The following is a 13,056-nucleotide window of genomic DNA, read 5'->3' as shown; positions in this document are numbered from 1 at the left end:
ATCCGCTTGACGGGTGAGCGCCGTTTCGTCTACTTGTTCGAAGAACCGTACCGTACGGTACCATATTTTGGAGCGACTGACGTGATTGCCGACGCCGGCCGAATGCAGGAATTTACTCCCCGCCAGAACGAGGTTCTGGAACAGGCCTTGCGCCTGCTGGTGGAGGGTGGCGACAAGGCTCTGACGACGTCCGGACTGGCCAGGGCGGCCAACTGCTCCAAGGAAAGCCTCTACAAGTGGTTCGGCGACCGCGACGGCCTGCTGGCCGCGATGATCGCCTACCAGGCGAGCAAGGTGCGGACGTTCGAGCGCAGCAAGGAAAGGCTGACGGCGGAGAACCTTCGCGAGCATCTCGAAACCTTCGGGCGGGACCTGCTCGACGTTCTCTCCGGAGACGTCTCGCTTGCCCTCAACCGGCTTGCCGTCGGGCAATCGGGACGGGACGGCTCGAAGCTCGGGCGGCTTCTGCTGGAGCACGGCCGGCGCCAGATCGACCGTCGCGCCATCGCTCTCATGGATGCGGGCAAGCGGGCCGGCCTCCTTCGCTTCGATGACGCGGACGCCGCCTATCATACGCTTTACGGCCTGGTCGTATCCGACCTGCATGTGCGCATGCTGCTCGGCGAACCGGGGCTCAAGGACAACGCACGCCAGGCGCGGAGGGCGGTCGATGCCTTCCTGACGCTTCACGGCGCGCACCAGGAAACGGGGGAGGCGTTGCGCTTCTCTTCGGGACGATGAAGACCAGCAACAACCTGCACGCATAGGGAAGGAATACAACGATGCGCGTCTATTACGATCGCGATGCCGATCTCAACCTGATCAAATCCAAGAAGGTCGCCATTATCGGCTACGGCTCCCAGGGTCGCGCGCATGCGCTGAACCTGAAGGACTCCGGCGCCCAGAATGTCGCGATCGCGCTGAAGGCCGGTTCGCCCACCGCCAAGAAGGCGGAATCCGACGGCTTCAAGGTCATGACGGTTGCCGAAGCCGCCGGCTGGGCCGACCTGATGATGATGGCCACGCCCGACGAACTGCAGGCCGACATCTACAAGGCGGAGATCGCTCCGAACATCCGTGACGGCGCGGCGATTGCCTTCGCGCACGGCCTCAACGTCCATTTCGGCCTGATCGAGCCCAAGGCATCCGTCGATGTCGTGATGATCGCGCCGAAGGGCCCCGGCCACACCGTTCGCGGCGAATACCAGAAGGGCGGCGGCGTCCCCTGCCTCGTTGCCGTTCACCAGAACGCGTCCGGCAATGCGCTCGACCTCGCTCTCTCCTACGCCTGCGGCGTCGGTGGCGGCCGTTCGGGCATCATCGAGACCAACTTCAAGGAAGAGTGCGAAACCGACCTCTTCGGCGAGCAGGTCGTGCTTTGCGGCGGCCTCGTGGAACTGATCCGCGCCGGTTTCGAAACGCTGGTTGAAGCCGGCTACGCTCCGGAAATGGCCTATTTCGAGTGCCTGCACGAAGTGAAGCTGATCGTCGACCTGATCTACGAAGGCGGCATCGCCAACATGAACTACTCGATCTCCAACACGGCCGAGTGGGGCGAGTACGTAACGGGTCCGCGCATCATCACCGAAGAGACCAAGGCGGAGATGAAGCGGGTCCTGAAGGACATCCAGACCGGCAAGTTCACCTCCGAGTGGATGCAGGAATACCGCTCCGGCATGGCCCGCTTCAAGGGCATCCGCCGCATGAACGACAGCCACCAGATCGAGGAAGTCGGCGCCAAGCTGCGTGGCATGATGCCCTGGATCGGCAAGAACAAGCTGGTCGACAAGTCGGTCAACTAAAAGCTTCCGTTCGAGGCGGGCAGGTGTCCGCCTCGAACCTTGTCCAGGCGACGCGCGGCAGCTTCAGGATGCGGCCTCCCTGGCGACATGGCGCGAGTGCCATCGGATGCCGAGCCGAGGGGAGGGCTGCGCCCATCGCCACCTGCAAACGGCGACGACACTCGATTGGGTGATACCCCTCGCAGTCTCGCACCCTGCGATGATAAGCTGAAAATTACCGGATGAAGCAGCCCTCGCCATACTCTTGCCGCGGCGATATCGGTTGAGCGAGAGGAGCAGCAAAGGGTAGTTGCGCACCGGGTCCGCTCGATAGGTCAGTATTGCTTACCTATCGAAACTTCGGTAAAGATGACGGCAACAAAATTGAAATATGAGGAAACATCCGGTGCTTGATTGGGAACATATCTTCGCCACGCGCTCCAGCCGCATGCGCGCTTCCGAAATCCGCGAATTGCTGAAACTCCTCGAACAGCCCGACATCATCTCGTTCGCCGGCGGTATTCCGGACCCGAAACTGTTTCCCGACGAGGCGTTCAGCAAGGCCTATGCGGACATCTTCTCCGGGCCGCAGGTCAACGCCGCGCTGCAGTATTCCGTCAGCGAAGGCTACAAGCCGCTGCGTGAATGGCTGGTGGGCGAGATGGCGAAGATCGGCATTCCCTGCGGCGTCGACAACGTCTTCATCACCTCCGGCTCGCAACAGGCGCTGGATTATCTCGGCAAGCTCTTCCTGTCGCCGAAGGATACCGCGCTGGTCACATGGCCGACCTATCTCGGCGCGCTGCAGGCCTTCAACGCCTACGAGCCGACCTATGACCAGCTGTCGCTGAACGGCAACCGGACGCCGGACGGCTATCGCGAGGCCGCAGCGAAGGCCGGCGGGGCGGTGAAGTTCGCCTATCTTTCCGCCGATTTCGCCAATCCGACAGGCGAGACGGTGGACCGCGCCGGCCGCGAAAAGCTGCTGGAACTGGCGGACGAACTCAATGTCGCGATCATCGAGGACGCCGCCTACCAGAACCTGCGCTTCGACGGCGAGCCGGTTCCGCCGATCCTGGCGCTCGACATTGCCCGCAACGGCGGCATCGAGAACACGCGGACGATCTACAGCGGCAGCTTTTCCAAGACGCTCGCGCCCGGCCTGCGCGTCGGCTACGTGGTCGCGGCCATGCCGGTCATCCGCAAGCTGGTGCTGATGAAGCAGGCGGCCGACCTGCATTCCTCGACCATCAACCAGATCGCCATCGCCCACGTGGCCGAGCGGATCTTCCCGGAGCAGGTGGCGAAGATCAAGAAGGCCTACAGCGCACGCCGCGACGCGATGCTCTCGGCACTCGAGAGATACATGCCCGCGGGCGCCACCTGGACGAAGCCCGAGGGCGGCATGTTCGTCTGGGTCCGACTGCCGGAGGGCATGGACGGCGCCGAACTTCTGGCCCGCTCGATCCAGACGGAGAAGGTCGCCTTCGTGCCCGGCAAGGCCTTCTACGCGGACGGCTCGAACAACAACACGCTGCGGCTCTCCTTCTCCTGCGCAAGCGAGGAGATGATCGAGGAGGGCATCCAGCGCCTCGGCCGCCTGATCAGCACTGCTGTCGCCGAAGCGGCCTGACCCGCATCCGAGCGAAAGGCGCCCGTGCACGCGGCGCCTTTCGCCATCCACGCCAGCACACCGGCCGCCTGAGGCATGCCTCGGTGCATTCTGCTGGCAGCCCGGCCGGCAGTTGTAAGGCCGGGCCCCAGCGGGCATAACAGGCGCTCATCCGGGAACTGGGAATGACCGTCCGCCTCGCCACCTTCAATATCGAAAACCTCATCACCCGCTTCGATTTTTCCGGGTTTCGCAATCACTTGCGGCGCGATCGCGTCATGCGGCTCTATGACGTCGGGAGCAAGGACGCCTACGAGCAGATGGAGCAGGCGCGCGTCGTCGCCGCCACCGACGACACGCGGCAGCTTTCCGCGCTCGCCATAGCGGATGCCGACGCCGACATCCTCTGCCTGCAGGAGGTCGATAATATGCCGGCACTGCACGCCTTCGAATACGGCTATCTGTTCCGGATGGTCGGGCACGGCTACATGCAGAAATACCTTGTCGAGGGCAATGACAGCCGCGGAATAGACGTGGCGGTCCTGATGCGCGAGAAGACGCGCCACGGGCAGCCGATCGAGATGGTCGACATCCGCAGCAATGCCATGCTCACCTATGCCGACCTCGATCTCTACAGCGAGGCCCTGGGGGAGGGCGCGAAGCCAGGCGACAAGATCTTCAAGCGGGACTGCCTGGAGCTCGATCTGAGGATCGGCGGGCGCCCGCTGACGCTCTACGTCGTGCACTTCAAGTCCATGGGCAATTCTCGCGAGCCGGGCGACGGGCGGATCAATACGATGGCCGTGCGTTCGGCGGAGACGGCCGCCGTCCGCAGGCTCATCGAGAACCGCTTCGGCGCCGGCCATACGGCGACGAAAAATTTCGCGATCTGCGGCGACATGAACGATTACCAGGAGAAGGTCGTCGTGTCGGGAAATCGGCGCCTGGGCTACAGGTTCGACCATGTCCGCGAGGCGACGAGCGCGCTCGACGTCTTCTCGGCGGACGGCTTTGCGGTCAACCCCGTGGAGCGACGGCCGGAACTGGACCGCTGGACGCTCTATCACGCCCGCGGCCCGCAGGAGCAGCATCTGTGCCAGCTCGACTACATCTGGCTGTCGCCGGCGCTCGCGGCGCGCAACGCGACCATCGTCCCGGAGATCGTTCGCGGCGGGCAGCCCTACCGGACGCCGTTTCCGCCAGGCCAAGAGGTCGAGCGGTTCCCGCGCACCGGCTGGGACCGCCCCAAGGCATCCGACCATTGCCCGGTGGTGATGGAACTCAGCCTCTAGCGTTTCCGCAAGCCTCAACCACGGCGTTTATTGCGGGTTGCGTCAAAGCGTCGCGTCGGGCAGGTTGCGATCCATATGACTGCACAGGGATCGAAGATGGCGCGCCGCTACGGGATTTACGACGTGTTCACGGATCAGGTCCTCACGGGTAACCCCCTGGCGATCATCTTCGACGGCGACGATCTCGACGACGAGACGATGCAGGCTGTCGCCCGCGAGATGAACCTGTCGGAGACCGTCTTCGTGCGGCGGCCAGCCAACGGCGCCCATGCGGCGAGCCTGAGGATATTCACGCCGGCGCGCGAACTTCCTTTCGCGGGGCACCCGACCGTCGGCACCGCCGTGGCGCTGGCGGAGCTGCAGCGGGGCGGGGAGGGCGATCTCGATATCGTCTGCGTGCTGGAGGAAAAGGTGGGGCCGGTGCGCTGCGCCGTCCGGCTTCGGGAAGACCAGGCGAGCTTTGCGGAATTCGACCTGCCGAAAACCCCGGCGAGGGTGGACCTTCCCCTCGATATCGAGGGGATCGCCGATGCGCTCAGCCTGCAGCCGGGGGCGATCGGCTTCGAGAATCACCGCGCCTCGATGTGGAGCGCCGGGGTGCCGTTCATCATGATCCCCGTCCATGGCCGGGCCGAGGTCGACAGCCTCGATTTCGATCCGGGCCTCTGGGAGAAGGTGGCGCCCTTCGCGGAGGGTGGGCTGGCGGCGGCCTACGTCTATTGCCGCGGCGGGACCCATCACCAGGCGAAGTTCCATGCCCGCATGTTCTCCCCGGACATGGGGATATCAGAGGATCCGGCGACCGGCTCCGCCGTTGCCGCGCTGGCCGGCGCTGTCCATCATTTCGATGCGCTGCCGGACGGCCACCATCCGCTGCTGGTGGAGCAGGGCGTCCAGATGGGCCGGCCCTCCTATATCCACCTGCATATCGACGTGAAGGAAGGCCGCATTACCCGCGCCCGCATCGGCGGCGAGGCCGTGCGGCTGGCAAGGGGGACGCTAGAGCTCTGAGGCCCGCCGTTTTCGAGATCATTCGTGATGTCCGAAATTATTTTGCGTTCGGTGCTGGACAAGCAAATCGTTCCCCTTTATACGCCCTCACACACCGGCGGCGCACGGGTTGCGGCGGTCGGAGTTCGGGTGATTAGCTCAGTTGGTAGAGCAGCTGACTCTTAATCAGCGGGTCGTAGGTTCGAGCCCTACATCACCCACCATTTTCAAGCACTTAGATAATATTTACGGTCACCTGGGGCGCTGGTAACGATATCCGTGTGACATGGAGAACACCGGATCGGCTACCGTAACTCATGCAGCGGATAAAATCCGCGCGCCGCGTGCCGCTCTACTCAGGGTCGCATGTTCACCTTACGGCCTGCATTCTGCTTTGAGCCGTCAGGGTTGCGATGGCAATGGGAAGCCACGCCGGCGCCCAGTCTTATATTCGCTCTGACCCTGCCCATTACCCGAAGCGTATTCGGGCAGCACGCCACTCTCCACTCTGGCGGACAGACCCATGCCGGATCGCCAACATAGCCTTAGTGGCCGATCTCTTGCTGCTGCGCAGAGGATTGCGCAGTCGCCTCAGCCCAAAGTGCCGCATCGCGCCGGACGGGCGACGGAAGCTTGGAGGGTGGCGAATTGGTTTTGAGGAAGACTTTGGAGATGCGCGTTCATCGCGACACTGCGTCAGTGCGCCCGATTAGTCATCTGTCGGGCATCTTGGACCCCCACGGCGGCAGCCGAGATGGGGTGAGGGGCCAAACCGTCAGCACGCGGGTTCGTGCAGGTGCTGACCGGCCGGCATTCATTTAGCTGTTCACCTGGCATCGTTCATTGTTGCGGAAAATGAACGAGGGGTCGGTTCCCTCTATGGCAACCCGCGTCCACCGCGCGTCGCTTTCCAGGACAGAGACGATCTCGTCATAGAGGAAAATGCCTGGTAGCCGCTGTTCCTCTGCCTCCGTTCTTCCACGGGAGTTGGGAAAGATGACAATGTCGGACGATTGCACCTGGGCCAGCGCGACCTGCAGGTCCCTGGCAAAAAATAGCGGGGTAGGCGAAATTTCCGTGCCTTGCTTCAGCATGTGTAGGGCAATGGTTTCGGGCGGAAGGGGGTATGGGCCGATCGTCGACACCACGACCGGGTGGCCACACTTCAACCGGTTTATTTCCGCCGAGATCTGATCAAGCGCGGCAAGGGATCCGGGGCGCAAGCGAGCGTCCTGGTAAGTCATGGCAGGTGTAGAAACAAATGACACGACGACAAAAATGGATAAGGCCTGCTTCCAGCCAAATCCGAACCGCGCGCAGACCCGGCTAAATGCGATCGTCATGGCAATGACAAAGGGGAAGTAGAAGAAGTTGCCCTGAAATGGGGACTTTTGTGGGTTCGCCGCGATCCCTGCATAGATGATGGCTACCCAACCATAGTAGGCGATAGCTTCATAGTTGCCCCCTGCCTTCTCCCGTCGAAAGGAAAGGACGTCAGCAGCGATCAATGCGGCGCCGAGGAAGAAGAACCAGCTCAGCGCGAGGCTGCCCGCAGCGCCGACAGAATTGTAGGTCCAATGGAAAAACGTTCCGCCAGACGTGACCCATATATCGGCATTTGTGATGAATACCTGTGTGAGGTAATCGACGATGTGGGATCCCCATATCAACGCGAATGGTACGAGTACGGCCAGCCCGGAAATCAAAGCAATGAAGGCGTTGGTGAAGCTTGGTCGGCTCAGATTCTTCAGCATACCAAGCAGGAACGCGCCACCTAGCATCGGAACAACTATAATGATCGCCGAGGGTTTGATTGTGATGGCGATCCCAGCGATCAGTCCCAACGCACATGCACTAACGCGGGTCCCTCGTTCATAAGGGAAGAAAATCAGAAGGTAGGCAGACGATCCAAACAGCAATGCGGCCGTTGCGTCGGGTCGGAACTCGGTAATGATCGTTCCCGCCGCCGGCAGGAACATCAGGGCCGCCGTCCACAGCAACGCTGGGGATATGGCCAGTCTGCTCCTGGCAATGCTAAAAATCGAATATGCGTATAGGTACAGGATTACGGCATTGAGAGCGTAAGGCCCGATGTCTGATCCACCGGACAGGTAGTACCCAACCATCGCCATGGCCGTCGAGAATGGAGCGTGCGGTGGGGTTTGATAGAAGGAAATCAAACCGCCCAGAACGCTATCGACACCTTCGAGCGCCAATCGTCGGTAGCCGTCAAGAAGATAGGTGCAGTCATCATATATCGATGCCATCGCCAGCGCACCGGTTCTCAGCGTGAGACCGAGATTGGCCATTGTGAACAGTGCCACGAGGGCTGCCAAGGCAACCAGGATTTTGATATCGCGTGTCATTGTCACCATTTTTTCTCGTTCAGCTATCTAGGTCGACGCAGTGAGTTCGTTGATACGCCGGAGCGCGGTACGGCAGGCGGATTCGGTATATCCTGTGCTTGGGAATTGGCGCAACGCATATTGCGGAGGGGTGGGGGATGGCCTATCCGAAGCTGCGGGCTAGCAGTGGGGCCGCAACATTTCTTCGGTCGTGAGGGCGATCGACGTTGGAAACGTGGAGCCTCTGGTGTTTTCGCTATCGCATGGTGCCGGAGCGTCTTGATTTGCTCGTGCATTTCATGAGTTACTTGTATACTAAAAGATCCTTATAGAGCGACGCGAATGCTGTTTGTAAGTTCTGAATTCATCTTCGTCTTTTTGCCGTTTGTGTTGCTGGCGACGATGTTTGCATTAAGGTGCAAGGGAAGAGATGCTGGCGTCGTTGTGCTCATAATCGCATCTCTTTTCTTTTACGGATGGTGGAAGGCTTGGGGACTTGCGGTCCTGTCGCTTTCAATCGGGGTTAACTACACTCTAGCGCATCAAATTGCTGCACGGAGAGATGTCACGCCCAGGCGCCGATTCTTGGCTCTGGGCGTCGTCCTCAACCTCCTTGTGCTGGGTTATTTTAAATATCGAAACTTCTTTGTAGACAATTTCCTGGCAATGCTGGGTGACCACTCGAACTTGGGACATATCATACCCCCGCTGGCGATCTCCTTCTACACATTCCAACAAATAGCGTTTCTGGTTGATACCTACCACGCGAAGATGGGTCGCACGCCATTCCGGGAATATCTTCTTTCAGTCGTGTTTTTCCCGCATCTGATTGCTGGGCCGTTACTCCACTACCGGGATATTATTCAACAGTTTGAAACCCGATTTCGAGTGGATGGGAGTACGATCGCGGCAGGTCTTCCCGTGTTTGCCATGGGAATGGCCAAGAAGCTGGCGATTGCCGACCCGATTGCCGAGGTGATCAATCCGCTCTTCCTAAAGGCGGAGACGCAACCTCTTGAGTTCCTGGAGGGGTGGGTGGCTGCACTCGGTTACACTGCGCAGCTATACTTTGATTTTTCTGGTTATTCCGATATGGCGATTGGACTCGGTTTGATGTTCGGTATTGCGCTGCCCGTGAACTTCTTTTCTCCATACAAGTCGACCTCTATAATAGAGTTCTGGCGCCGGTGGCACATCACCTTATCCAGCTTCCTTAGAGACTATCTGTACATTCCGTTGGGAGGTGGGAGGACCGGTCCGGTCCGGCGCTACGCCAATCTGCTAACGGTCATGATATTGGGCGGCCTTTGGCATGGTGCTGCCTGGACGTTTGTCCTTTGGGGAACGTTGCACGGGACGATGTTGGTCATCAACCATATCTGGCGCGGCATGGTGTCCTGCCGTTTTTCCCGTCTCAACGAGCGGCTCTGGCTTGTCAATGGCACACTTACTTTCCTCGTCGTGGTCCTCGGATGGGTCCTGTTCAGGGCTGAAAGCCTTCAGGGGGCGGTCAATGTCATCTCGGCGATGATGCGTCCTCAGGACATTTCCGTGCCTTATCCCTTGGCGTTCGCGCTTGGATTGGATCCTGGGCTTTGGTTCTTTGGAGACAGAGGAGTCACGATTGAGGACCTCTTCGTCTTCCTGATTTTCGGCGGGGGTGCGTTTATCATGATCTGGTTTCTGCCGAATACGGCTGAAATCTTCAGACTGAGGGACGACTTGGCCTCTGGTCCACGCTACCGCGCGGGATGGGGGCGCACCGCATTGACCGGCGGGCTTCTTTGCTTGTCGATGTTCGGCATATTCAGTGCGGTCCCGTCAGAATTTCTATACTTTAGGTTCTGACATGAGATTTAAGGCGATCGTATTCGGAGCAGGGATTTTCGTGGGCTGCATCATTGTGTGGTTCGGGGTGTTGGCACTGGCTCCAAAGTCTCGAGAAACCAATTGGATAGGGGAGATATACGCGAAGAAGGAGCGGGTCGCGGCGTCTCTGTCCTCGCCCAAGCATTTGCTAATAGGTGGGTCATCGACGCACTATTCTTACTCGGCGGAAGTAGCTTCGAAACTGACCGGGTTTAATGTCGTAAATCTGGGTACACATGCAGGTCTGGGAGCTGACTATATCCTCACTCGTGCCAAGCGCTCTTTAAAGGCAGGGGATACTGCCCTGCTTGCGCTCGAGCATCAGCTTTTGGCGACTGCCCCCCCGTCCATCGTGCTGACGCGGCTCGTAGCGACGACGGACCCTTACTTCCTGCTTGATGCGCCATTACCTTACCTAGCCGACCTTATCTTCGGCTACTCACCTGCTCAATTCTTGCGCGACACGCCTGCTAAGCTCCTGCCGTGGACCTCACCCTTGTACCGCTCAGAAACCGTGACGGATTACGGGGACGAGAGTGCAAACAGTCCTGAGAACAAGCTGCCCTACATGCTAGACGTCGTCCGAGAGACCCCGCCCATTACCGCGGCTGCACCGCAGAGCCTTCAGCTCGCTGATTCATTCCAGGATTTCGTGGCCTGGGCGCAAGCAAATGATGTTACTGTTTTCTATACATGGCCGCCGACCACTGATCGTCCTCAATATCGGACGCCAGAATATGCGGAATATTTTCAAAGCTATGTGCATCTGTTCGAAGCAACGGGTATAAATGTTCTAGGTCGTCAGACTGAGTACCTGATTCCCGAGGACGAGATGCTGGACTCCATGTACCACGCGGATACCAGGGGGGCTCGCAGGGCTTCCCAGGTGCTGTCGAAAAATCTATGTTCCGTGGTGGTGTGTCCTGCGGCGTCAAGCCAGCGCAGCTCCGAAGAGGCCGATCAGTCGGCTCACCGCCCCTGACGTCATAGTTTCTTCCTAGAACGTGGAAGGCTGAACGGCCTTTATGCAAGCAAACTCGATGTCGTGACGAAAGATTTCGACGTTTGAGATCGTGGTCGATCTGGTCCGCTGGCTCTTGGGAGACGCAAGTCCGACCGATAACTGCTGTCATGGCTGACTCCTGTGCCAGCCCAAAAAGCAAAGGCCGCGCTGGCTTGCCTGCGCGGCCTTTGCTCGTCTGGTGGGTGAACGCAAACGCTAGTGCAGGATCTGGCTCAGGAAGAGCTTGGTGCGCTCGTGCTGCGGATTGTCGAAGAATTCCGCGGGGGCGTTCTGCTCGACGATCTGGCCCTGGTCCATGAAGATGACGCGGTTGGCGACCTGGCGGGCGAAGCCCATTTCGTGGGTGACGCAGATCATCGTCATGCCTTCCTCGGCGAGGCTTACCATCGTGTCGAGGACTTCCTTGATCATTTCCGGGTCGAGCGCCGAGGTCGGCTCGTCGAAGAGCATGATTTTCGGGTTCATGCAGAGCGAGCGGGCGATGGCGACGCGCTGCTGCTGGCCGCCGGAGAGCTGGCCGGGATACTTGTTCGCCTGCTCGGGGATCTTCACCCGCTCCAGGTAGTGCATGGCGATTTCCTCGGCTTTCTTCTTCGGCATCTTGCGGACCCAGATCGGCGCCAGCGTGCAGTTCTCCAGGATCGTCAGGTGCGGGAAGAGGTTGAAGTGCTGGAAGACCATGCCGACTTCGCGGCGGACCTCGTCGATCTTCTTCAGGTCGTTGGTGAGCTCGATGCCATCGACGATGATGCGGCCCGACTGGTGCTCTTCCAGGCGGTTGATGCAGCGGATCATCGTCGACTTGCCCGAGCCCGAGGGTCCGGCCACGACGATGCGCTCGCCGGTCATGACGCGCAGGTTGATGTCGCGCAGCACGTGAAAGTCGCCGTACCACTTGTTCATGCCGATGATGTCGATCGCGATGTCGGTCGCGGAGACGGTGAGCTTCTTGGGTTGGGCGTCAGCCATTGTTTTCCCCTTTTCTTATCGCTTGTGGCCGGTGTCGAGGTGGCGCTCCATGAAGGCGGAATAGCGCGACATGCCGAAGCAGAACAGCCAGAATATGAAGCCCGCAAAGATCAGGCCGGTGATCGGCGTGACCGGGGTTATCCACGTGGTGTCGGTGAAGTTCAGCCGGACGATGCCGAGAAGGTCGAACATGCCGATGATCGAGACCAGCGAGGTATCCTTGAAGAGGCCGATGAAGGTGTTGACGATGCCCGGGATCACCAGCTTGAGCGCCTGCGGCATGATGATTAGCCGGGTTGTCTGCCAGTAGCTGAGGCCCAGCGAGGCGGCACCTTCGTACTGGCCCTTGGGAATGGCCTGCAGGCCACCGCGCACCACTTCGGCCATGTAGGCCGAGGCGAACAGGGCAACGCCCACGAGCGCCCGCAGGAAGTTGTCGATCGTCCAGCCGGTCGGCAGGAAGAGCGGCAGCATGACGTTCGCCATGAACAGGACGGTGATCAGCGGCACGCCGCGGATCAGCTCGATGAACATGACGCAGAACATCCGGATCACCGGCAGGTTGGACCTGCGTCCAAGTGCCAGCAGGATGCCCACCGGCAGCGACACGGCGATCCCGACGAAGGAGAGGATCAGCGTCACCATGAGGCCGCCCCAGAGCGGGGTCTCGACTTCCTGGAGCCCGAAGACGCCGCCGTGCAGAAGGAAGAAGGCGACCACCGGAAAGGCGACGAACAGCGCCAGTGCGTTGAGCCCCTTGTAGGGCATGCGCGGCATGAGGATCGGGACGAGCAGCGCAACGAAGAGAAGCGCCACGAGCATCGGGCGCCAGCGCTCGTCGAGCGGGTAACGGCCGAACATGAACTGCTCGAAGCGTTCGCCGACGAAGGCCCAGCATGCACCGGCCCAGTTGTCGGGCTGCACGCCGCCCTGCGCCATCGTCAGGCAGGCCTCGCGGTTCTGGCCGGACCAGACGGCGTCGAAGAACAGCCAGTTCAGCATGTCCGGCACCGTCCAGAGGAGGAGGGCGACCGCGATTATGGTGAGGATGGTGTCCTTCGGCGTCGCGAAGAGGTTTGCCCGCATCCATCCGAAGATGTTCGTGGTTCCCGAGGGAGCCGGTTTTGGCGGAAGAAGCTCGGTGCGGACGAAGCCGGTGGAATTCGTGCTCATC

10 protein-coding genes and 1 tRNA gene are annotated in these 13,056 nt (G+C 60.3%); 8 read left to right on the top strand and 3 right to left on the bottom strand.

The annotated features are described in order from the left end of the window. Positions 1 to 102: 102 nt before the first annotated feature. The 6 genes from ACWGPT_RS07245 (at position 103) to ACWGPT_RS07220 (ending at position 5,899) form a co-directional block, all read left to right on the top strand. Positions 103 to 741 carry a TetR/AcrR family transcriptional regulator C-terminal domain-containing protein gene (locus tag ACWGPT_RS07245; RefSeq protein ID WP_452604950.1) on the top strand — a complete coding sequence of 213 codons (639 nt, stop codon included), beginning with the start codon at positions 103 to 105 and terminating at the stop codon, positions 739 to 741. 41 nt (positions 742 to 782) lie between these two features. After that, positions 783 to 1,802 (top strand): ketol-acid reductoisomerase, encoded by a 1,020-nt coding sequence (gene ilvC, locus ACWGPT_RS07240; RefSeq protein WP_452604915.1) that lies wholly within the window; start codon positions 783 to 785, stop codon positions 1,800 to 1,802. Positions 1,803 to 2,187: 385 nt separating this feature from the next. Next, the gene (locus tag ACWGPT_RS07235; RefSeq protein ID WP_452604914.1) at positions 2,188 to 3,414 is read left to right on the top strand and encodes an aminotransferase-like domain-containing protein; all 1,227 of its coding nucleotides are present in this window, start codon (positions 2,188 to 2,190) and stop codon (positions 3,412 to 3,414) included. 164 nt (positions 3,415 to 3,578) lie between these two features. Further along, positions 3,579 to 4,685, top strand: a complete 1,107-nt coding sequence (locus ACWGPT_RS07230) for an endonuclease/exonuclease/phosphatase family protein (protein ID WP_452604913.1) — start codon at positions 3,579 to 3,581, stop codon at positions 4,683 to 4,685. Between the two features lie 96 nt (positions 4,686 to 4,781). Further along, positions 4,782 to 5,696 (top strand): PhzF family phenazine biosynthesis protein, encoded by a 915-nt coding sequence (locus ACWGPT_RS07225; protein ID WP_452604949.1) that lies wholly within the window; start codon positions 4,782 to 4,784, stop codon positions 5,694 to 5,696. Between the two features lie 127 nt (positions 5,697 to 5,823). Further along, positions 5,824 to 5,899: transfer RNA gene (locus ACWGPT_RS07220), tRNA-Lys, on the top strand. A 594-nt stretch (positions 5,900 to 6,493) separates the two neighbouring features. On the opposite strand, the gene ACWGPT_RS07215 is transcribed toward ACWGPT_RS07220, so the two are convergent. After that, positions 6,494 to 8,050 carry an ArnT family glycosyltransferase gene (locus tag ACWGPT_RS07215; RefSeq protein WP_452604912.1) on the bottom strand — a complete coding sequence of 519 codons (1,557 nt, stop codon included), beginning with the start codon at positions 8,048 to 8,050 and terminating at the stop codon, positions 6,494 to 6,496. A gap of 312 nt (positions 8,051 to 8,362) precedes the next feature. On the opposite strand from ACWGPT_RS07215, the gene ACWGPT_RS07210 reads away from it, so the two are divergent. Beyond that, positions 8,363 to 9,868: an MBOAT family O-acyltransferase gene (locus tag ACWGPT_RS07210; RefSeq protein ID WP_452604911.1), complete on the top strand. Its 1,506-nt coding sequence runs from the start codon at positions 8,363 to 8,365 to the stop codon at positions 9,866 to 9,868. A 1-nt stretch (position 9,869) separates the two neighbouring features. Next, on the top strand, positions 9,870 to 10,871 hold the full coding sequence (locus ACWGPT_RS07205) for a hypothetical protein (RefSeq protein ID WP_452604910.1): 1,002 nt from the start codon (positions 9,870 to 9,872) through the stop codon (positions 10,869 to 10,871). Positions 10,872 to 11,108: 237 nt separating this feature from the next. Here the strand turns inward: ACWGPT_RS07205 and ACWGPT_RS07200 are convergent, their stop codons facing one another. Together ACWGPT_RS07200 and ACWGPT_RS07195 are read right to left on the bottom strand one after the other, a co-directional pair. Then, complete coding sequence (locus ACWGPT_RS07200; protein WP_452604909.1) at positions 11,109 to 11,882, bottom strand: amino acid ABC transporter ATP-binding protein; 774 nt, start codon at positions 11,880 to 11,882, stop codon at positions 11,109 to 11,111. A 15-nt stretch (positions 11,883 to 11,897) separates the two neighbouring features. Further along, positions 11,898 to 13,055 carry an amino acid ABC transporter permease gene (locus tag ACWGPT_RS07195; RefSeq protein ID WP_452604908.1) on the bottom strand — a complete coding sequence of 386 codons (1,158 nt, stop codon included), beginning with the start codon at positions 13,053 to 13,055 and terminating at the stop codon, positions 11,898 to 11,900. Between the last annotated feature and the right edge of the window lies 1 nt (position 13,056).

It is taken from the genome of Pseudorhizobium sp. NPDC055634 (genome assembly GCF_053618655.1).
This window is presented reverse-complemented; position numbering and strand designations above follow the sequence as displayed.

Excerpts from the sequence above, each read along its gene's own strand:
- ACWGPT_RS07230 (WP_452604913.1), top strand. The coding sequence starts at position 3,579 with ATGACCGTCCGCCTCGCCACCTTCAATATCGAAAACCTCATCACCCGC.
- ACWGPT_RS07215 (WP_452604912.1), bottom strand. The coding sequence starts at position 8,050 with ATGGTGACAATGACACGCGATATCAAAATCCTGGTTGCCTTGGCAGCC.
- ACWGPT_RS07225 (WP_452604949.1), top strand. The coding sequence starts at position 4,782 with ATGGCGCGCCGCTACGGGATTTACGACGTGTTCACGGATCAGGTCCTC.
- ACWGPT_RS07205 (WP_452604910.1), top strand. The coding sequence starts at position 9,870 with ATGAGATTTAAGGCGATCGTATTCGGAGCAGGGATTTTCGTGGGCTGC.
- ACWGPT_RS07200 (WP_452604909.1), bottom strand. The coding sequence starts at position 11,882 with ATGGCTGACGCCCAACCCAAGAAGCTCACCGTCTCCGCGACCGACATC.
- ACWGPT_RS07245 (WP_452604950.1), top strand. The coding sequence starts at position 103 with ATGCAGGAATTTACTCCCCGCCAGAACGAGGTTCTGGAACAGGCCTTG.
- ilvC (WP_452604915.1), top strand. The coding sequence starts at position 783 with ATGCGCGTCTATTACGATCGCGATGCCGATCTCAACCTGATCAAATCC.
- ACWGPT_RS07195 (WP_452604908.1), bottom strand. The coding sequence starts at position 13,055 with ATGAGCACGAATTCCACCGGCTTCGTCCGCACCGAGCTTCTTCCGCCA.
- ACWGPT_RS07210 (WP_452604911.1), top strand. The coding sequence starts at position 8,363 with ATGCTGTTTGTAAGTTCTGAATTCATCTTCGTCTTTTTGCCGTTTGTG.